Below are 20,185 nucleotides of genomic sequence, written 5' to 3'. Positions count from 1 at the left end.
CCAAGCAGATCACCAACTAAAAAAGGAGACCCTTCCCATGTCCACACTCGACTCCATCCTCAAGGAAACGCGCATGTTCCCGCCCTCGGACGAGTTCCGCCATCGCGCGACCGTCTCCGGCATGGATGCCTACCATGCGCTGTGCGAGCAGGCCGACGACCACTATCTCTCGTACTGGGGCGACATCGCCCGCGAGCTGATTACCTGGAAGAAGCCATTCAGCCGCGTGCTCGACGACAGCAACGCGCCCTTCTTCAAGTGGTTCGACGACGGCGTGCTCAACGTCAGCTACAACTGCCTCGACCGCCACCTGGCGCAGAACGCCAACAAGATCGCCATCATCTTCGAAGCCGACGACGGCACCGTCACCCGCGTCACCTATGCCGAGCTGCATCGCCGCGTCTGCCAGTTCGCCAACGGCCTCAAGTCGCTCGGCATCCAGCGCGGCGACCGCGTGGTGGTCTACATGCCGATGAGCATCGAAGCCGTGGTGGCCATGCAGGCCTGCGCCCGCATCGGCGCGATCCACTCGGTGGTGTTCGGCGGCTTCTCGGCCAAGAGTCTGCAGGAACGCATCGGCGATGCCGGCGCGGTGGCGGTGATCACCGCCAACGAAGGCCTGCGCGGCGGCAAGGCGGTCCCGCTCAAGGCGGTGGTCGACGAAGCGATCTCGCTCGGCGGCTGCGATTCGATCCGCCACGTGGTGGTCTACCAGCGCACCAACAACGGCGCCGCGCTGTGGCAGGAAGGCCGCGACATCTGGTGGCACAAGCTGACCGAAGGCCAGGCCGAAAGCAGCGAGCCGGAATGGATGAACGCCGAGGACCCGCTGTTCATCCTCTATACCTCAGGCTCGACCGGCAAGCCCAAGGGCATCCAGCATTCGTCCGCCGGCTACCTGCTGGGCGCGCTCAATTCCTTCCGCTGGGTGTTCGACATCAAGCCCAACGACGTCTTCTGGTGCACTGCCGACGTGGGCTGGATCACCGGCCACAGCTACGTCTGCTACGGCCCGCTGGCCTCGGCCGCCACCCAGGTCATCTTCGAGGGCGTGCCGACCTATCCCGATGCCCACCGCTTCTGGCAGATGATCGAGCGCCACAAGGTCAGCATCTTCTATACCGCGCCGACCGCCATCCGCTCGCTGATCAAGCTCGGCGGCGACTTCCCCAACCAGCACGACCTGTCGAGCCTGCGCCTCCTGGGCACCGTGGGCGAGCCGATCAATCCTGAAGCCTGGATCTGGTACCACGAGACCGTCGGCAAGGGCCGCTGCCCGATCGTCGACACCTGGTGGCAGACCGAGACCGGCAGCATCACCATTGCGCCGCTGCCCGGCGCCGTAGCCACCAAGCCCGGTTCCTGCACGCTGCCGCTGCCCGGCATCATCGCCGACATCGTCGACGAATCGGGCGCACCGGTCGATCCGGGCAAGGGCGGCATGCTGGTCATCAAGCGTCCCTTCCCCAGCCTGGTGCGTACCATCTGGGGCGACCCGGAGCGCTTCAAGAAGACCTACTTCCCCGAGGAATTCAACGGCAAGTACTACCTCGCCGGCGACTCGGCCCATCGCGACGAGCACGGCTACATCTGGATCATGGGCCGTATCGACGACGTGCTGAACGTATCCGGCCACCGGCTGGGCACGATGGAGATCGAATCGGCCCTGGTGGCCAATCCGCTGGTGGCGGAAGCCGCGGTGGTGGGCCGGCCGCACGAAATCAAGGGCGAGGCGGTGGTGGCCTTCGTGGTGCTCAAGGGCGCGCGCCCGAGCGGCGAGGAAGCCAAGAAGATCGCCGATCAGTTGAAGAGCTGGGTCGCCCACGAGATCGGCAAGATCGCGCAGCCGGACGACATCCGCTTCGGCGAGAACCTGCCCAAGACCCGCTCGGGCAAGATCATGCGGCGGCTGCTGCGCGCCGTCGCGCGCGGCGAGGAAATCACGCAGGACACCTCGACTCTGGAAAATCCGGCTATCCTGCAGCAACTGCAAGAGACTGCCTGAAGCGCGCCGCCAGCCTGTTCGAGCACGTGAAAAGAGGCACCTTCGTGGTGTCTCTTTTTACATCCATTTACACATATCGGCGCCATTGCGAGATTTCAGGCGGCTTCCAGCCCCCTCACCCATCCCCAAATATGGGAATAGCCAAACCCCGTCCCGCACACCACAATAGCTACAACTTGAGCGGACGGCCTCCCCCACCCCTGGGCAGCACGCCAAGGCGGCTCACCGGCAAATCCCTTGGAAGAGGAGCGAGGAAAACCACTTCCAAATCTTATCTACCCGGCCGCCCGCGTGTGTTCGCTCAAGTCTTTTTATTCCCGGAAGGGCGCCTGATGGCGCCCTTTCTCATTCCTGCGCCATCCTGCCCCAGGTCTCCCGCACTTCCCGAATCCTCGACCTATTTCGGCGGCCGCCAGCTGCCGTGCGCCAGCATGCGCGCCAGTTCGGCCGCCGGCAGCGGCGGGCTCAGCAGATAGCCCTGCACCTCGTCGCACTCCTCCTGCTCCAGGAAAGCCCACTGCTCGGCCGTCTCGACGCCCTCGGCGATCACCTGCAACCCCAGGTTGTGGGCCAGGCTGACGACGGCCCGGGTGATCGCGCTGTCGTCGGCGTCGCCCGGCACGTCCATCACGAAGGAGCGGTCGATCTTGAGCTTGTCGACCTTGAAGCGCTTCAGATAGTTGAGCGAGGAATAACCGGTGCCGAAATCGTCGATCGCCAGCTTGAGCCCCATGGTCTTGAGCGCCGCCAGCGTGGCGATGGTCGATTCGACGTCCTGCACGATCACGCTCTCGGTCACCTCCAGCGCCAGCCAGCGCGGCTGCAGGCCGGTCTCCCGCAAGAGGCCGGTGATGTCGTCGACCAGCGCCTGCTGGTAGAACTGCATGGCCGACAGGTTGACCGCCACCTCGATCGGCGGCAGGCCGGCGTCTTGCCATTCGCGGTTCTGCCGGCAGGCCTCGCGCAGCACCCACTGGCCGATCGCGCCGATCAGGCCGCGCTCCTCGGCGATCGGGATGAACTGCATCGGGCCGACCAGACCGCGCTCGGGTGGCGCCAGCGGATCAGCGCCTCCGCGCCGACGATGCGGCCGGTCTCCATATCGGCCTGCGGCTGGTAGTGCAGGACGAACTCATTGCGCTCGAGCGCGCGCCGCAGCTGGTTCTCCACCACCAGGATCTCGCGCGCGCGCGCATTCATGTCGGCCGTGTAGAAGCGATAAGTGTTCCGCCCGTTGGCCTTGGCGTGATACATGGCCGCGTCGGCGTTGCGGATCAGCGCATCGTAATCGCCGCCGTCGTCCGGGTAGAGCGCGATGCCGAGCGAGGGCGTCACCACCAGCTCGTGCTCGCCGATCTGGAACGGCAGCGCCAGTTGCGCCAGCACCCGCTCGGCGACGTAGGCCGCCTCGCCGCCGCTGTCGAGATTGCGCAGCAGGATGACGAACTCGTCGCCGCCGAGGCGGCCGACCACGTCGCCGGCGCGGATCGCATCGTTCAGCCGCCGTGCCACGCCCTGCAGCAGCAGGTCGCCGACCGCGTGGCCGAGCGAGTCGTTGATGGTCTTGAAATGGTCGAGGTCGACGAACAGCAGCGCGCGGCGCTCGTTGTGCCGCTTCGCCTCGGCGACCGCCTCGCCGGTCAGTTCGCAGAAATAGGCGCGGTTGGGCAACTCGGTCAGCGCATCGAAACGGGCCAGGTGCAGCACCCGCGCCTGGGTCGCCTTGGCCTCGCTGATGTCGCGCACCAGCGCCACCACGTCGCCGATGCGGCCGGTGACGTCGCGCACCACGTTGATCTGCATCCAGGCGGTGAACACCTTGCCGTCGTGCCGCCGCAGCGGCACCTCGCCGCGCCAGTCGCCGTCTTCGAGGTAGCGGGTGCGGATCTCGTCGTACCAGGCCGAGTCGATCTCCGGATCGCGCAGCATGCTGACCATCTGGCCGACGATCTCGTCGGCCGCATAGCCGAGGATGTCGGTGAAGGCACGGTTGACCGAGGCGATGCGCGCATCGGGCGTGATCACCATGATCGCCTCGGCGGTGTTGTCGAACACCTTGGCGGCCAGCTCCATGCGCACCGCGGCCGCCTTGCGCTCGGTCAGATCGCGCAGGATGCGCCAGACGCCGACCGCGCGACCGTCGCCGTCGCGCATCAGCACACCCTTGGCGCTGACCGGCAGCAGCTCGCCGTCGCCGCGCCGCAGCTCGATCTCGTATTCGCCGCAGCGGCCGTCGATCAGCACGCGGTGCTCGATCATATGGTTGTCGTAGGCACGCCAGTTCTCGAGCACATAGCGGTCGAGCCGCTGGCCGACCAGCGTCTCGGCGCCGATGCCGAGCAGGGCCAGCATGGCCGGGTTGGCGTCGAGCACGCGGCCGTCGAGGTCGACCACGCATATGCCGTCGAGGTTGGAGACGAACAGCTCGCGGTACTTGGCCTCGGAGGCGCGCAGCGCCGCCTCGGTCTCCATCCGCTCGGCGATGTCGAGCTCGAGCGCATCGTTCTTGTCGTTGAGTTCGGAAATCAGCCGGTGCAGCTCGCCGCGCGCCCATTCGAGCTGGCGGCCCAGGTCGCCGATCTCGTCGCCACGGGTCCACGACCAGGCCGGCACCGCCTCCGCCTCGCCGCTGGCCATCGCGCGCGCCTGCAGCGACAGCCGCTTGAGCGGCCCGAGGAAGCGTGAATCGAGCAAGGTCAGGATCAGCAGCAGGCTGACCGCCAGCTCGATGCCGATCATCAGCACCGATTCGCGCGCCTGCACGCGCAGCCGCCGGTCGAGATCGCCGTCGTCGAACTCGACCGAGACCTGGCCGATGACCTGCTTGCCGTAGTACACCGGCCGGGCCAGCCGGATCGAACGGCCGAGCCGCCGCTCGGGCCGCGTCACCGAGATGAAGGGCTCGCCCGGAAAGCTGCCGTCGACCCGCACCGAGACGATGCGGGTGTCCTTCATGGCGGTATCGACCAAGGGCTGGCCGGCATTGAACGACAGGTCCCACAGCGGCTGGCGCAGGCCCAGCGCGAGGATTTCGAGCACCCGCACCTGCTCGGCGTGGAACTGCCGGGTCAGCTCGGCCCGCCGCCATTCGACCGTGACCAGCGTGAACAGCACGCCCGGCACCAAGAGGCCGGCCGCCACCACCAGGACGAACACCTGGCGCATGCTGATGTGCATCAGCCAGCTGCGCAGCCGCGACAACGGCTTGACGGAAGCCTGGACCGAGAACGCCGCGATAGTCATGCAATCTCCAATGGAACGGATCGGCAGCGCGCCTTGGCGGAAAGCGCGCAGCCGCGGATCGGTACGGACCAAATGCAGATGGACGGCCAGTTCCGTCCACCCCCTGCATCGTACGCACGGTGATTCCAGTATCGGGTAGGGAACCCGCCTTGACCAGTCGTAAAAAAGCCCGGCTGCAAGCCGGGCTTTCGTATTACACCGCGCGATCCGCGATCAGGAGGCGTCCGACGCAGGGGCCGCAGCGGCCTCTTCGTTCAGCACGGCCTTGATCGACAGGCGGACGCGGCCCTTCTCGTCCTGCTCGAGCGCCTTCACGCGCACGATCTGGCCTTCCTTGAGGTAGTCGGCCACGTTGTTGACGCGCTCGTTGGCGATCTGGCTCACGTGCACCAGGCCGTCGCGGCCCGGCATGATCTGGACGATGGCGCCGACGTTCTTGTCGAGGATCTTGATGACCGGGCCTTCGTAGATCTTGCCGATCTCGACTTCGGCGGTGATCTGCTCGATGCGGCGACGGGCTTCGTCGGCGCCTTCGCTGGTCACCGAAGCGATGGTGATGGTGCCGTCTTCGCCGATGTCGATCTGGGTGCCGGTTTCCTCGGTCAGCGCACGGATCACCGAGCCGCCCTTGCCGATCACGTCGCGGATCTTGTCCGGATTGATCTTCATCGTGTAGAGGCGCGGCGCGTGCTGCGACACTTCCTCACGGGCATGGCCCAGCGCGCCCTTCATGATGCCGAGGATGTGCAGGCGGCCTTCCTTGGCCTGATCGAGCGCCACCCGCATGATTTCCTTGGTGATGCCGTTGATCTTGATGTCCATCTGCAGCGCGGTCACGCCGTTCTCGGTACCCGCGACCTTGAAGTCCATGTCACCGAGGTGGTCTTCGTCGCCGAGGATGTCGGTCAGCACCGCGAAGCGGTTGCCTTCCTTGATCAGGCCCATGGCGATGCCGGCCACGTGGTCCTTCAGCGGCACGCCGGCGTCCATCAGCGACAGGCAGCCGCCGCAGACCGAGGCCATCGACGAGGAGCCGTTCGATTCGGTAATTTCCGACACCACGCGCATCGAGTAGCTGAAGTCTTCCTGCTTGGGCAGCACGGCGACCAGCGCGCGCTTGGCCAGGCGGCCGTGGCCGATCTCGCGGCGCTTGGGCGAGCCGACGCGGCCGGTTTCGCCGGTCGAGTAGGGCGGGAAGTTGTAGTGCAGCATGAAGCGCTCGGAGTACTCGCCCATCAGCGCGTCGATGGTCTGCTCGTCCATCTTGGTGCCCAGCGTGGCGACCACGATGGCCTGCGTCTCGCCGCGGGTGAACAGCACCGAGCCGTGGGTGCGCGGCAGCACGCCGGTACGGATCTCGATCGGGCGCACGGTGCGGGTGTCGCGGCCGTCGATGCGCGGGTAGCCGTCGAGGATCTGGTTGCGCACGATCTTGGCTTCCATCGCGTGGAAGATGTCCTTGATCTGGTTGGCGCGCAGCGTGTCGGTGTCGTCGGAGATCAGCGCGGCTTCGACCTTGGCCCAGGCTTCGTTGAGCTTCTGGGTGCGGGCCTGCTTCTGCGGGATGCGGAAGGCGAGCTTGATGTCCTCGCCGCCTGCGGCAGCGATGGCGGCTTCGAGTTCGGCGTCGGTGGCCGGCGGCTGGAAGTCCCACACTTCGGGGTTCACTTCGTCTGCCAGCGCGTTGATCGCCTGGATGGCGGCCTGCATCTGCTCGTGGCCGAACACCACCGAGCCCAGCATGATCGCTTCGGGCAGTTCCTGGGCTTCCGACTCGACCATCAGCACGGCCTGCTCGGTACCGGCCACGACCAGGTCCAGCTGCGAGCGCTTGAGGTCCGAAGCGGCCGGGTTCAGCACGTACTGGCCGTCGATGTAGCCGACGCGGGCGGCACCGATCGGGCCCTGGAACGGCAGGCCGGAGATGGCCAGCGCGGCCGAGGCGCCGAGCATGGCCGGGATGTCCGGATCGATCTCGGGATCGACCGACATCACGGTCGCGACGATCTGGATCTCGTTGTAGAAGCCTTCGGGGAAGAGCGGGCGGATCGGGCGGTCGATCAGGCGCGAGGTGAGGATTTCCTTTTCGCTCGGACGGCCTTCGCGCTTGAAGAAGCCGCCGGGGATCTTGCCGGCGGCGTAGGTACGTTCCTGGTAGTCGACGGTCAGGGGGAAGAAGTCCTGGCCGGGCTTGACCTTCTTGGCACCGACCACGGTGACCAGCACCACGGTGTCGTCCATGGACACCTTGACGGCGCCGGAAGCCTGACGGGCGATTTCGCCGGTCTCGAGGGTCACGGTGTGCTTGCCGTAGGCAAACGATTTGGAAATGCGATTGAACACGCTCTTTTTCCTTTTCAACGACATGCCATCCTCAGCGTGAATGGCGATTGTCCCTCCGGCGCGCTGAACTTGACCCTGGGGGAATCAACGCCGGGATGCCAGCCAACCTGCTATCCCCCGGGCATGGCTGGCATCGTGGCAAGCCCGGCGGGAATTCGAAATCGATGGGAATCGGATTCGGCATTCGGTTCACTGCACGACCGATCCGCCGCAGACCGGCCGCCTGTCGCGGCCCGATCTTCCCGCCCGCGCTCGCACGGAGACGAGGCGGAGGGTATTCCATAAAGCAAAAAAGCCGCTGCTTGGAGGCAGCGGCTTTTCGTGGCGCGCTTACTTGCGCAGACCCAGCTTGGCGATCAGTTCGCGATAGCCATCCAGGTTGGTGCGCTTGTAGTAGGCCAGCAGCTTGCGGCGCTGATTCACCATCTTCAGCAGACCACGACGGCTGTGGTGGTCCTTGGCATTGGCCTTGAAGTGGGTGGTCAGGTCGTTGATGCGAGCCGTCAGCAATGCAACCTGGACTTCCGGCGAACCGGTGTCGCCCTGGGCGCGTTGGTATTGCTTGACGATCTCTGCCTTTTGTTCGACGGTCACTGCCATTTCGTAATACTCCACATACTGAAAAGCACCTTGCGGTGCAGACGAGCAGGGCGAGCAGGGCATCCCCAACCCCTCCCGGCTTCCGGAACCGACCTAGTTGTGCACCACGGTCGAGAGCAGCCTGCGCGGGTAAAGCGTCTGATCCCGCAATTCACCGAGACCCAGGAAGGCCGGCGAACCGCCGGTATCCCCGTACAGGCGCAAGCCGGCGATTATCCCATCATTCCCATCCAAACGCACGGGCATTCCATGGGTCAAGCGATCGGCGGCCGCCGCATCGAGCGTCAGCGCCGGCAGGTCCGCCAGCAGGCTGTCGGCCGGCAGCAGCAGGGCGTCGCGCGCCTCGAGCGGCAGCGCCTCGAATGCTTCGGGCGTGACCGCCGTGGTCAGGTCGAAGCCGGCGGTGCCGGTCCGGCGCAGGCCGATCAGGTGGGCGCCGCAGCCGAGCGCCTCGCCGAGGTCCTCGGCCAGCGTACGGATATAGCTGCCCTTGCTGCAGCGCACGTCGAGCGCCAGCACGTCGCCGTCGAAGGACAGGATGTCGATCGCGTAGATCGTGATGCGGCGCGCCGGACGCTCGATGGTGATGCCGGCGCGCGCGTATTCGTACAGCGGCCGGCCTTCGTGCTTGAGCGCCGAGTACATCGGCGGCGTCTGCAGCTGCTCGCCGACGAAGCGCGCCACCGCGGCCTCGACCTCGGCGCGCGAAGCCGTGAACGGCCGCGTCTGCAGCACCTCGCCCTCGAGGTCGCCGGTGGTGGTGGTCGCACCGAAGCGCAGCGTCGCGGTATAGCGCTTGTCGGCGTCGAGCATGCGCTGGGCGAACTTGGTCGCCTCGCCGAAGCACAGCGGCAACAGGCCGGTCGCCAGCGGATCGAGCACGCCGGTATGGCCCCCCTTCTGGGCCGACAACAGCCAGCGGCATTTCTGCAGCGCCTGGTTGCTCGAGATGCCGAGCGGCTTGTCCAGCAGCAATACGCCGCTGATCGGCCGCTTAATCCTCTTGACCGTCATCGTCGGCCGCACGGGTCTGGTTGGCCTGGGCGATCAGCTGATCGAGACTCATGCCGCGCTCGACCGAATGGTCGTACTGGAAGTGCAGCTCGGGCATCTTGAACAACTTGATCCGGCGCGACAGCTCGCTGCGCAGGAAACCGGCGGAGCGGTTGAGCGTGTACTGGGTCTCCACGTCCTCGCCCGCCATCAGCGTGTAGAACACCTTGGCGTGCGACAGGTCGCGGCTCACCTCGACGTCGGTGATGGTGACGAAGCCGATGCGCGGGTCCTTGAGCTCGAGCCGGATCAGCTCGGCCAGTTCGCGCTGCATCTGCTGGCCGACGCGGTCGGCACGGGAATAGTCTTTGGCCATTTGAAACCCTGTGAAACGTGAAAGGTGAAACGTGCAAACGGCCCGGATGCCGCGGCGGGCAAAAAGGTGAGAGGCAGACCCATGGCCTGCCTCACGTTTCACCTTTCACATCTCACGTTTCACATGCTGCTGTTACAGCGTGCGGGCGACCTCGATGATCTCGAAGATTTCCAGCATGTCGCCTTCTTGGATGTCGTTGTAGTTCTTCAGTTGCAGACCGCACTCGTAGCCGGCCTTCACTTCCTTGACGTCATCCTTGAAGCGCTTGAGCGATTCGAGCTCGCCCTGATGGATCACCACGTTGTTGCGCAGGAGGCGGACGCCGGCATTGCGCTTGACCACGCCGTCGTGCACGAAGCAACCGGCGATCGAACCGACCTTGGACACCACGAAGACCTGGCGGATCTCGACCGAGCCGATGATCTGCTCCTTCTTCTCCGGCGCCAGCATGCCGGACAGCGCTGCCTTCACCTCGTCCACGGCGTCGTAGATGATGTTGTAGTAGCGGATGTCCACGCCTTCGTTCTCGGCCAGCTTGCGCGCCGTCGCGTCGGCACGCACGTTGAAGCCGATGATGACCGCCTTCGAAGCCAGCGCCAGGTTGACGTCGGATTCGGTGATGCCGCCCACGCCCGAGTGCAGGATGTTGACGCGCACTTCGCTGGTCGACAGCTTCTGCAGGCTTTGCGACAGCGCTTCGAACGAGCCTTGCACGTCGGCCTTGACGATGATCGGCAGGGTCTGGACCTCGCCCTCGGTCATCTGGGCCATCATGTTCTCGAGCTTGGCGGCTTGCTGCTTGGCCAGCTTCACGTCGCGGAACTTGCCCTGGCGGAACAGCGCGATCTCGCGCGCCTTCTTCTCGTCGGCCAGCACCATGGCGTCCTCGCCCGCATTCGGGACTTCGGACAGGCCGAGGATCTCGACCGGAATCGACGGGCCGGCTTCGTTGATGTTCTTGCCGTTCTCGTCGAGCATGGCGCGGACGCGGCCGAACACGCCGCCGGCCAGCACCACGTCGCCCTTGCGCAGGGTGCCGGACTGCACCAGCATCGTCGCGACCGGGCCGCGGCCCTTGTCCAGCCGGGCTTCGATGATCAGGCCCTTGGCCGGCGCATCGAGCGGCGCAGTCAGTTCCAGCACCTCGGCCTGCAGCAGGATCGCGTCGAGCAGGCCGTCGATATTGGTGCCCATCTTGGCCGAGACCTCGATGAACTGGGTATCGCCGCCCCAATCTTCGGGCACCACTTCGTGCGCCACCAGCTCCTGGCGGATGCGCTCGACGTTGGCGCCCTGCTTGTCGATCTTGTTGACCGCCACCACGATCGGCACCTTGGCCGCCTTGGCGTGGTGGATCGCTTCGATGGTCTGCGGCATCACGCCGTCGTCGGCCGCCACCACCAGCACCACGATGTCGGTCGCGCTCGCACCGCGGGCGCGCATCGCCGTGAAGGCCTCGTGGCCCGGCGTATCGAGGAAGGTGATGATGCCCTTCTCGGTTTCGACGTGGTAGGCGCCGATGTGCTGGGTAATGCCGCCGGCCTCGCCCGCGGCGACCTTGGCGCGCCGGATGTAGTCCAGCAGCGAGGTCTTGCCGTGGTCGACGTGACCCATCACCGTCACCACCGGGGCGCGGGCAGGAACTCGTGTTCCGCCTTCTCTTCGCCCTCGAGGTAGGTTTCCGGATCGTCGAGCTTGGCCGCGCGGGCCAGGTGGCCCATTTCCTCGACCACGATCATCGCGGTTTCCTGGTCCAGCACCTGGTTGATGGTCACCATCATGCCCATCTTCATCAGGCCCTTGATGACCTCGGCCGCCTTGACCGACATCTTGTGCGCCAGATCGGCGACCGAGATGGTCTCGGGCACGTCGATCTCGCGCTGGATCGGCTCGGTCGGCGCCTGGAAGGCGTGGGCATTGTCGTTCTGGTTGCCCTTGCCGCGACCCTTGCGCGACTTCCAGTCGCTACCGGCGTCGCCGCCGCGGGTCTTGAGGCCGCCGCGGCGCTTGGCGCCGTCGCCCCAGCCATCCTTGGCCGGCGCAGCCGTCTTCTTGACGTCGGCAGCAGCCGGCTTGGCATCCTTCTTGGCCGCATCGCCCGGTTTGGCCGGCGCGCGGTGCAGCGTGTGTTCGGTCTGAGCCGGCTTCTTCGGCGCGGCAGCGGCTTCGGCCGCAGCCTTGACGGCGGCCTCGGCGGCAGCCTTGCGGGCCGCTTCACGCTCCTGCTTTGCTCGGATATCGGCGGCTTGACGCTCGAACAGCGCGCGCTGGCGCGCAGCCTGGACTTCGCGCGCGGCCAGCTCGGCCTCGCCCAGCACGGCGGCGCGGTCGATCGGCGCCGGCGCGGCGGCGGTTTCCACCGCGGCCTCGGCGACCGGCTCGGGTTCGGCCACGGCGACCGGCTCGGCCACCGGAGCGGGCTCGGGTTCCACCGCAGCGACCGGGGCAGGCGCCGCCTCGACGATCGCTTCGGCGACCGGCTCGGCCTGCGGCACTTCGATCAGCTCGGGCTCGGCCGCCGCCTCGACCACCGTTTCCGGCTCGTGCGCATGCAACTGCGGCGCCACCGCGGCGACGTCCGGCGTCACCACCACGCGCTTCTTCTTCACCTCGACCTGGATCGTGCGCGCCTTGCCGGTCGCATCGGTCTTCTTGATCTCGGAATTCTGCTTGCGCGCCAGCGTGACCTTGGGCTTGTCCATGGCCGAGCCATGGACGCTGCGCAGGTAAGCCAGCAGCTTGGCCTTGTCCTGCTCGGTCAACGAATCCTCCACGCCACTCTTTTGCACACCTGCCGCGCGCAGCTGATCGAGCAGATGTTGCGGCGGCATCCTAAGATCGGCCGCGAATTGGCTCACGTTCATTTGTGTCATCCTTACTCCCGTCTCCTTGCCCTGGCCTTATTGCTGCTCGAACCAGTGAGCGCGGGCGGTCATGATCAGTTGCTTGGCAGCCTCGGCATCCATGCCGGTCATCTCGACCAGCTCGTCCACCGCCAGCTCGGCCAGGTCGTCGCGGGTGGCGACGCCATTGCCGGCCAGGGCGCGGGCGATCTCGGGCGTCATGCCCTCGAGATGCTGCAGTTCCTCGACGCTGTGCTCGACCTGTTCTTCCTTGACGATGGCCTGGGTCAGGAGGGCATCGCGTGCGCGGCTGCGCAGTTCATTGACGAGGTTCTCGTCGAAACCGTCGATGTCGAGCATTTCGTCGATCGGCACGTAGGCGACTTCCTCCAGCGTGGAGAAGCCTTCCTGCACCAGGATCTCGGCAACCTCGTCGTCGACGTCGAGCGCGGCGATGAACAGTTCGCGCACCCGGGCGTACTCGACTTCGTGCTTCTGCTCGACCTGCTCGAGCGTCATGATGTTCAGCGTCCAGCCGGTCAGCTCGCTGGCGAGCCGCACGTTCTGGCCACCGCGGCCGATGGCCATGGCGAGGTTCTCTTCGTCGACCGCCACGTCCATGCTGTGGCTGTCCTCGTCGACCATGATCTTCTGCACTTCGGCCGGCGCCAGCGCGCCCAGCACGAACTGGGCCGGGTCGGCCGACCACAGCACGATGTCGACGCGCTCGCCGGCCAGCTCGCCGGTGACGGCCTGCACGCGCGAGCCGCGCATGCCGATGCAGGTGCCTTGCGGATCGACGCGCGGGTCGTTCGACTTCACCGCGATCTTGGCGCGGGCGCCCGGGTCGCGGGCGGCGCCGCGGATCTCGATGATGCCTTCCTCGATCTCGGGCACTTCGAGCTCGAACAGCTTGGCGATGAACTCGGGCGCGGTACGGCTCAGGATCAGTTGGGCGCCGCGGCCGTCGCGATCGATCTTGAGCAGGTAGGCGCGCACGCGGTCGCCCACGCGCAGGTTTTCCTTCGGGATCATGTGCTCGCGCGGCAGGCGGGCTTCGAGCTTGCCGACCTCGACGATCGCGTTGCCGCGTTCGATGCGCTTGATGGTGCCGGTGACCAGGTGCTCCTTGCGGGCCAGGAAGTCGTTGAGGATCTGCTCGCGCTCGGCGTCGCGGATCTTCTGCAGGATCACCTGCTTGGCGGTCTGCGCGCCGATGCGGCCGAATTCGATCGGTTCGAGCGGCTCTTCGTAGAATTCGCCGATGGCGAGGCCCAGGTCCTTCTCCAGCACGTCGGTGATGGCGAACTGGCGCGACGGCTCCTCGTGGTCGTTGTCCTCGACCACTTCCCAGCGGCGGAAACTCTCGTAGTCGCCGGTATGGCGATCGATCGCGACGCGCACGTCCACGTCGTCGGTGTAACGCTTCTTGGTAGCCGAGGCCAACGCCATCTCCAGCGCGGTGAAGACGATGTCCTGCGACACATTCTTCTCGCGTGCCAGTGCATCGACCAGCAACAGGATTTCACGACTCATTTCTCAAAACCTCCAAGCGATTCTCGCCGGGCTCGCGCCCCTATTCCTTCGTAACCTTCGCGCGCCGAACCGGGATCAGAACACCGGGACCAAGCGGGCCTTGTCGATCTGCGCGAGCGGCACGGCGACGACGCGTTCGGCATCGACCGCCACCTGGACCGCGCCTTCGACCACGCCGCGCAGTTCGCCCTGCACCGTCTTCTTGCCGTCGATGGGCAGCCGCAGCTTGATCTTGACCCGCTCGCCGGCGAAGCGGACGAAGTCGGCTTCCTTCTTCAGCGGACGATCGAGGCCGGGCGAGGAGACTTCCAGGCGCTCGTACGGGATGTTTTCCACGGTGAACAGCCGGGTCAGGTGATTGCTCACCGCCACGCAGTCGTCGAGCGTGATGCCGCCCGGCTTGTCGATAAAGATGCGGACCAGGCCGTCGCGGGCCAACTCGAGGTCGACCAGCTCGTAACCGAGACCGGGCAGTGTTGCGTCCAGTAGACGTTGCATATCCATGATGCGTCGCGCAATAAAAAAATGGGCTCTCGAGCCCATTCCAAACAGACAGAATTGAAATCCCCGCTATTTTAGCGACTTAGCGTCGGAAACGAAACCCCAACGCCGCACCGAGCCCGCCAAGCACATGCTTGGTCGACACTTGGCGGGGTTTCGGCTATTCCGGTACAGTGCCAGCGGCGACGCACCAGGGACGCCCCCTCCCCGCGGACGGGAAAACAAAGCTAGAGAGACACGGAGACAGCGATGGAAAGAATCTGGTTGAACCAGTACCAGCAGGGCGTGCCCGCCGAGATCGACCTGAACGAGTTCCAGTCGGCCGGTGAAGTGTTCGAGAAGAGCGCCAAGAAATTCCGCGATCGCCCTGCCTTCGCCAATTCGATCAAATTCGCCAGCCGCACCATGACCTTCGGCGACATCGACGAAGCGTCGCGCGATCTCGGCGCCTACCTGCAGCACGAGCTCAAGCTGCCGAAGGGCGAGCGCGTGGCGGTGATGATGCCGAACCTGCTGCAATACCCGGTCTGCGTGTTCGGCATCCTGCGCGCCGGCCTCACCGTGGTCAACGTCAACCCGCTCTATACCCGCGCGAACTCGAGCACCAGCTCAAGGATTCGGGCGCCACCACCATCGTCATCGTCGCCAACTTCGCCCATGTGCTGGCCGAGGTGATCGCCAAGACGCCGATCAAGAACGTGATCGTGACCGAGATGGGCGACCTGCTCGGCTTCAAGGGCAGCATCATCAACTTCATGCTGAAGAAGGTGAAGAAGATGGTGCCGGCCTACAACCTGCCGCAGGCCGTCAGCTTCAAGGGCGCGCTGGCGATCGGCCGCCGCAACGAGCTCAAGCCGGTCAAGGTCGGCCACGACGACATCGCCTTCCTGCAGTACACCGGCGGCACCACCGGCGTCTCCAAGGGCGCCATGCTGACCCACCGCAACATCATCGCCAACATGCAGCAGGCGCACGCCTGGCTCAAGCCGCTGGTCAAGGAAGGCCAGGAGGTGATCGTCTGCGCGCTGCCGCTCTACCATATCTTCTGCCTCACCGCGAACTGCATGGTGTTCAGCAAGATCGGCGGCCTCAACATCCTGATCACCAATCCGCGGGATATCCCGGCCTTCGTCGAGGAACTCGCCAAGTTCCCGATCACCTGCATGACCGGCGTGAACACGCTGTTCAACGCGCTGCTCAACAACCCCGACTTCCCCAAGCTCGACTTCAGCACCTGGAAGCTGGCGCTCGGCGGCGGCATGGCGGTGCAGCGCGCGGTGGCCGAGAAGTGGAAGCAGATGACCGGCGTGCCGCTGATCGAGGCCTACGGACTGACCGAGACCTCGCCCGCCGCCTGCATCAACCCGATGAACCTGACCGGCTACAACGGCGCCATCGGCCTGCCGGTGCCGTCGACCGATATCCAGATCCGCGATGCCGATGGCCGCGAACTCGGTTTCGAGGAGCCGGGCGAGCTGTGGGTCAAGGGCCCGCAGGTGATGAAGGGCTACTGGAACCGGCCCGAGGAAACCGCCAAGGTGATCGACGCCAACGGCTGGCTCGCCACCGGCGACATGGCCATCGTGCACCCGGACGGCTTCGTCAAGCTGGTCGACCGCAAGAAGGACATGGTCCTGGTGTCGGGCTTCAACGTCTACCCGAACGAGGTCGAGGACGTGGTGGCGATGCACCCGGGCGTGCTCGAGGTGGCCTGCATCGGCGTGCCCGACGACAAGTCCGGCGAGGTGGTGAAGATCTTCGTGGTGAAGAAGGACGCCGGCCTGACCGAGGCCTCGGTGATCGAGCACTGCAAGAAGAACCTGACCGGCTACAAGATCCCGCGCTTCGTCGAATTCCGCACCGAGCTGCCCAAGACCAACGTCGGCAAGATCCTGCGCCGCGCGCTGCGCGACGAGGAACTCGCCAAGGCCAAGTAAACGCGGCCGGCGACGCCGGCCTGCACTGCCCGAACCCGCCCGCGTGGCGGGTTTCGCATTTTCATCGTGCTAAAATTCCAGCCATTCTCCGCGGCGCCCCCTCCATGACCCTGCTCCCCTTTTTCAAGATGATGGCCGAACGCCAGGCGAGCGACCTGTTCGTCACCGCCGGCAGCCCCGTGCAGGTGAAGATCCAGGGCGTGCTCTACCCGGTCAACCAGCAGGTGCTGCAGCCGGCCCACGTCAAGTCGCTGGCCTACGAGCTGATGGACGAGGAGCAGCAGGCCAGCTTCGAGGCCGAATGGGAGATGAACTTCGGCCACCCGGTCGAGGGCATCGGCAACTTCCGCGTCAACATCTTCAAGCAGCGCGGCAATATCGGCATCGTGGTGCGCTACATCAAGGCGGTGTCGCCGAGCATCGACGAGCTGCGCTTGCCGGAGGCGCTGAAAGGCCTGATCAACGAGAAGCGCGGCCTGATCTTCGTGGTCGGCTCGACCGGCTCGGGCAAGACCTCGACCGTGACCGCGATGCTCGAGCACCGCAACCACAGCGCGCCGGGCCACATCCTCACCATCGAGGACCCGATCGAGTACGTCTACCCGCACCGCAAGAGCATCGTCAGCCAGCGCGAGGTCGGCATCGACACCCACAGCTTCTCGGACGCGCTGAAGAACGCCATGCGCGAGGCGCCGGACGTGATGATGATCGGCGAGATCCGCGACAAGATGACCATGCAGCACGCGCTGACCTATGCCCAGGCCGGCCACCTGATCATCTCGACCCTGCACGCCAACAACAGCTACCACTCGCTGACCCGCATCATCAATTTCTTCCCGCACGAGGCGCGCGAGAGCCTCTTGATGGACCTGAGCGTGGCGCTCAAGGCCATCGTGTCGCAGCGCCTGGTGAAGAACCAGCAGGGCCGGCTGGTGCCGGCGGTCGAGGTGCTGGTGAACTCGCCGCGCATCGCCGAGCTGGTCAAGTCCGGCGACATCGACCAGATCAAGGAAGCGATGGAGCAGAGCCTGTACCAGGGCTCGCAGACCTTCGAACAGGCGCTGTACAAGCTCTACAAGGACGGCGAGATCAGCTACGACGAGGCGATGCGCAACGCCGACTCGGCCACCAACCTGGCCTGGCTGATCAACAACGCCCAGTCGCAGGAAGAACTCGAGGCCGAACGCGCCAAGAAGCGCCAGGAAACCGCCGAGCGCGTGCGCCAGCAGCCGCAGCCGGAACCCGAGATCAGCTTCGACATCGACCTGCACTAGCCTTGCAGCGCCCGGCCGGCACCGACCGGCACCCTTCCCTCACTTCGGCCCACCATGACGATCAAACTCCACGGCATCCCCAACTGCGACACCGTCAAGAAGGCGCGCACCTGGCTCGACAGCCACGGCCAGGCCTACGAATTCCACGATTTCAAGAAGCAGGGCGTCAGCGCCGAAATGCTGTCGGGCTGGATCGCCCGGCTCGGCTGGGAGCCCCTGGTGAACCGCCAGGGCACCACCTGGCGCAAGCTCGATCCGAGCCGTCAGGCCGCCGTCAACGATGCCGCCAGCGCGATCGAGCTGATGCTCGAGCAGCCGTCGGTGATCAAGCGGCCGGTGCTGGTCGACGGCGAGCGCGTGACCGTGGGCTTCAAGCCCGAGATCTATCAAACCCTGTTCTGATCCTTTCCCCCACTTCCCGCGCGCCCATGACCGACCCGACCCTCGCCCTGACCCAGCAGCTGATCGCGCTGGACTCCACCACGCCGGCCGACGCCGGCTGCCAGGACCTCCTGATCCGCCGGCTCGAGGCCGTCGGCTTCGTCGTCGAGCGCATGCGCCACGGCGAGGTCGACAACTTCTGGGCCCGCCGCGGCACGCAGGGCCCGCTGCTGTGCTTCGCCGGCCACACCGACGTGGTGCCGACCGGCCCGCACGAGCAGTGGCATAGCCAGCCCTTCGTGCCCGAGGTGCGCGACGGCCTGCTCTACGGCCGCGGCGCGGCCGACATGAAGGCCTCGCTGGCGGCCTTCGTCACCGCGATCGAGGACTTCGTCGCAGCGCATCCGGACCACGCCGGCTCGATCGCGCTCCTGATCACCTCGGACGAGGAAGGCCCCGCCGTCGACGGCACGGTGCGGGTGGTGGAGACGCTGGCGGCGCGCGGCGAGACCATCGACTACTGCATCGTCGGCGAGCCGACCTCGAGCCAGCGCTTCGGCGACACCATCAAGAACGGCCGCCGCGGCTCGCTGTCCGGCGCGCTCACCGTCTACGGCGTGCAGGGCCACATCGCCTATCCGCACCTGGCCAAGAACCCGGTGCACCTGGCCGCACCGGCGCTGGCCGAGCTGGCCGCCACGGTATGGGACGAGGGCAATGCCTACTTCCCGCCGACCACCTGGCAAGTGTCGAACATCCACGCCGGCACCGGCGCCACCAACGTGATCCCCGGCGAACTGACCGCGCAGTTCAACTTCCGCTTCGGCACCGCCAGCGATGCCGATACGCTGAAGTCGCGCGTCATCGCCATCCTCGACCGTCACGGCCTCGACTACAACATCCGCTGGACCCTGAGCGGCCGCCCCTTCCTGACCGAGCCGGGCACGCTGTCGCAGGCGCTGCAGGGGCGATCCGCGCCGAGACCGATGTCGAGGCCGAGCTGTCGACCACCGGCGGCACTTCGGACGGCCGCTTCATCGCCAGCATCTGCCCGCAGGTGGTGGAATTCGGCCCGATCAACGCCACCATCCACAAGCTCAATGAATGCGTGGCGGTCGCCGACGTGCCGCGCCTGTCCGGCGTCTATCGCCGCACGCTCGAGAACCTGCTCGCGCCGCAGAACTGAGGCCGCCATGACCGCACCCATCGCTCTCGTCACCGGCGCCAGCAGCGGCTTCGGCCATGCCATCGCGCTGCGCCTGGCCGAACGCGGCTGGCGCGTGATCGCCGCGGCACGCCGGCTCGACCGGCTCGAAGCGCTCGCCGCCCGCTTTCCCGGCCAGATCGTACCGCTCGAGCTCGACGTGGCCGACCGCGCCGCGGTCGCTGCCGCCATCGCCGCCCTGCCGGACGATCTGGCCGCGATCGAGCTACTGGTCAACAACGCCGGCCTGGCGCTCGGCATCGCGCCGGCCCACGAGGCCAGCCTCGACGACTGGCAGACCATGCTCGAGGTCAACTGCCTGGGCCTGGTGGCGGTCACCCACGCCGTGCTGCCGGGCCTGGTGGCGCGCAACCGCGGCCTGGTGGTCAACATCGGTTCGATCGCCGCCAGCTACCCCTATCCGGGCGGCAATGCCTATGGCGCGACCAAGGCCTTCGTCCATCAGTTCAGCCTCAACCTGAAGGCAGACCTCCTGGGCAGCGCGGTGCGCGTCAGCTGCATCGAGCCGGGCCTGGCCGGCGGCAGCGAATTCTCCAACGTGCGCTTCAAGGGCGACGACGACCGCGCCGCCGCGCTCTACCAGGGCACCGAGCCGCTGACGCCGGAAGACGTGGCCGCCACGGTCGAATGGCTGACCACGCTGCCGCCGCACGTGAACATCAATACCATCGAGATGATGCCGGTCTGCCAGGCGCCCTCGGCCCTGGCGATCCGCCGGGTTTGATCACGCGGCGGCGTGGGGATGCGTGCAGAGGAAACCCGGGCGCCAATCCGTCGTGCATACCCGAGCGGCGGCTCTTCCTGTTCCATCCCTCCCGTCCCCGCCGCCGTGGGGAAGCCTCGCTAACGCTCGCCAATGGTCCCGGACAACCGCAGCTCATCCGTGGAAGGCGCTAACCGCATCCAAATACAAAAAGCCCCGCGATGC

Annotated in this window: 10 protein-coding genes and 4 pseudogenes; 6 read left to right on the top strand and 8 right to left on the bottom strand. The window is 66.2% G+C overall.

Annotated features, from left to right (window positions below):
• Nucleotides 1-37: 37 nt before the first annotated feature.
• A complete protein-coding gene (gene acs, locus H9L41_RS02920; RefSeq protein WP_028445578.1) occupies nucleotides 38-2,005 on the top strand; it encodes an acetate--CoA ligase in 1,968 nt (655 codons plus the stop codon).
• 397 nt (nucleotides 2,006-2,402) lie between these two features.
• On the opposite strand, the pseudogene H9L41_RS25450 reads toward acs, so the two are convergent.
• The 8 genes and pseudogenes from H9L41_RS25450 to rimP form a co-directional block, all read right to left on the bottom strand.
• Nucleotides 2,403-4,477: pseudogene (locus tag H9L41_RS25450) on the bottom strand (putative bifunctional diguanylate cyclase/phosphodiesterase).
• Nucleotides 4,478-5,461: 984 nt separating this feature from the next.
• A complete protein-coding gene (gene pnp, locus H9L41_RS02910; protein WP_373278941.1) occupies nucleotides 5,462-7,615 on the bottom strand; it encodes a polyribonucleotide nucleotidyltransferase in 2,154 nt (717 codons plus the stop codon).
• A 306-nt stretch (nucleotides 7,616-7,921) separates the two neighbouring features.
• Complete coding sequence (rpsO, locus tag H9L41_RS02905) at nucleotides 7,922-8,191, bottom strand: 30S ribosomal protein S15 (RefSeq protein WP_028445575.1); 270 nt, start codon at nucleotides 8,189-8,191, stop codon at nucleotides 7,922-7,924.
• 93 nt (nucleotides 8,192-8,284) lie between these two features.
• Nucleotides 8,285-9,205 carry a tRNA pseudouridine(55) synthase TruB gene (gene truB / locus H9L41_RS02900; protein ID WP_028445574.1) on the bottom strand — a complete coding sequence of 307 codons (921 nt, stop codon included), beginning with the start codon at nucleotides 9,203-9,205 and terminating at the stop codon, nucleotides 8,285-8,287.
• Complete coding sequence (gene rbfA / locus H9L41_RS02895) at nucleotides 9,186-9,560, bottom strand: 30S ribosome-binding factor RbfA (RefSeq protein WP_028445573.1); 375 nt, start codon at nucleotides 9,558-9,560, stop codon at nucleotides 9,186-9,188. Before rbfA ends, truB begins: the two co-directional genes overlap by 20 nt.
• Nucleotides 9,561-9,692: 132 nt before the next feature.
• Nucleotides 9,693-12,433: pseudogene (infB, locus tag H9L41_RS02890) on the bottom strand (translation initiation factor IF-2).
• 27 nt (nucleotides 12,434-12,460) lie between these two features.
• Nucleotides 12,461-13,939, bottom strand: a complete 1,479-nt coding sequence (nusA, locus tag H9L41_RS02885) for a transcription termination factor NusA (protein WP_028445571.1) — start codon at nucleotides 13,937-13,939, stop codon at nucleotides 12,461-12,463.
• A gap of 75 nt (nucleotides 13,940-14,014) precedes the next feature.
• Nucleotides 14,015-14,443 carry a ribosome maturation factor RimP gene (rimP, locus tag H9L41_RS02880; protein WP_028445570.1) on the bottom strand — a complete coding sequence of 143 codons (429 nt, stop codon included), beginning with the start codon at nucleotides 14,441-14,443 and terminating at the stop codon, nucleotides 14,015-14,017.
• 246 nt (nucleotides 14,444-14,689) lie between these two features.
• On the opposite strand from rimP, the pseudogene H9L41_RS02875 reads away from it, so the two are divergent.
• From H9L41_RS02875 to H9L41_RS02855, 5 genes and pseudogenes are all read left to right on the top strand, one after another.
• Nucleotides 14,690-16,377: pseudogene (locus H9L41_RS02875) on the top strand (long-chain-fatty-acid--CoA ligase).
• Nucleotides 16,378-16,481: 104 nt separating this feature from the next.
• Nucleotides 16,482-17,651, top strand: coding sequence for a PilT/PilU family type 4a pilus ATPase (locus H9L41_RS02870; RefSeq protein WP_028445568.1), 1,170 nt, complete (start codon nucleotides 16,482-16,484; stop codon nucleotides 17,649-17,651).
• 54 nt (nucleotides 17,652-17,705) lie between these two features.
• Nucleotides 17,706-18,053 carry an ArsC family reductase gene (locus tag H9L41_RS02865; RefSeq protein ID WP_028445567.1) on the top strand — a complete coding sequence of 116 codons (348 nt, stop codon included), beginning with the start codon at nucleotides 17,706-17,708 and terminating at the stop codon, nucleotides 18,051-18,053.
• Nucleotides 18,054-18,079: 26 nt separating this feature from the next.
• Nucleotides 18,080-19,218 (top strand): annotated as a pseudogene (gene dapE / locus H9L41_RS02860) (succinyl-diaminopimelate desuccinylase).
• Nucleotides 19,133-19,981 (top strand): SDR family NAD(P)-dependent oxidoreductase, encoded by an 849-nt coding sequence (locus H9L41_RS02855; RefSeq protein ID WP_308419576.1) that lies wholly within the window; start codon nucleotides 19,133-19,135, stop codon nucleotides 19,979-19,981. The pseudogene dapE and the gene H9L41_RS02855 overlap by 86 nt, the downstream one beginning before the upstream one ends.
• Nucleotides 19,982-20,185 lie beyond the last annotated feature (204 nt).

Source organism: Chitinimonas koreensis (genome assembly GCF_014353015.1).
Lineage (GTDB): Bacteria > Pseudomonadota > Gammaproteobacteria > Burkholderiales > Chitinimonadaceae > Chitinimonas > Chitinimonas koreensis.
This window is presented reverse-complemented; position numbering and strand designations above follow the sequence as displayed.